Origin of the sequence: Streptomyces sp. NBRC 110035, from assembly GCF_000829695.1 — a bacterium.
Taxonomy (GTDB): domain Bacteria; phylum Actinomycetota; class Actinomycetes; order Streptomycetales; family Streptomycetaceae; genus Streptomyces.
The window spans coordinates 1-773 of sequence record NZ_BBNN01000014.1 but is presented as its reverse complement, the minus strand read 5'-3'; the positions used below and the strand labels follow the sequence as shown (position 1 = coordinate 773).

Genomic DNA, 773 nt, shown 5'->3' with positions numbered 1-773 from the left:
CCGCATCGTGCACGGATCCGACGACACCGCCCGCGGTGCCGGGCACGGTGGCCAGCACCGTTGCGGGCACCTCGCCCTGAACCAGCGCCTCGAGTTCGGCCGCCCCCGACACCGTGACCGGCTCGGAGGACACTTCGGCGGCCCGCGTGCCCCGCGCCGGCACCCAGTCCACCTGGTAGAGGGCGTCATGGGTCGCAGCGCTGAGCTGTTCGGCCGCCAGAGGCCGGACGACCAGGGAATCCACCGAGGCGACGGGAGCGCCTGCCGGGTCGGCCAGCTCCAAGGCCATGGTGCCGTCGGCGTCCCGGGTCAGCCGGACCCGCAGGGCCGAGGCGCCGGAGGCGTGCAGCGACACCCCGGCCCAGGAGAACGGCACTCCACCGCGGCCGTCGTCGTCGAGCGCGAAGGCGTGCAGGGCGGCGTCGAACAGGGCCGGGTGGAGACCGAAGGCGCTGCCCTCCGTTGCTTCGTCGAGGGCGACCTCGGCGAACAGCTCGTCGCCGCGGCGCCATGCGGCCCGAAGGCCGCGGAATGCGGGACCGTAGGCGAACCCGGCGTCGGCCAGCCGCTCGTAGCAGCCCGTCACATCGACCGCGCGGGCGTCCTCCGGGGGCCACACGGACGCGTCGAAGTCAGACCGCACCTCGTGCACGGAAGCCGCAGGAGCCAGAATTCCGGTGGCGTGGACGGTCCACGGGGCCTGGACGTCGTCCTCACCCCGCGCGTGTATGCCCAGAGCGCACCTGCCGTCGGCGCCGGGCGTGCCGATCCGC

Annotated in this window: 1 protein-coding gene; it reads right to left on the bottom strand. The window is 74.5% G+C overall.

What is annotated here, in order from left to right; genetic code table 11:
* On the bottom strand, positions 1-643 hold a 643-nt coding region (locus tag TU30_RS00100; RefSeq protein ID WP_370626535.1), incomplete at its 3' end, for a polyketide synthase dehydratase domain-containing protein.
* Between the last annotated feature and the right edge of the window lie 130 nt (positions 644-773).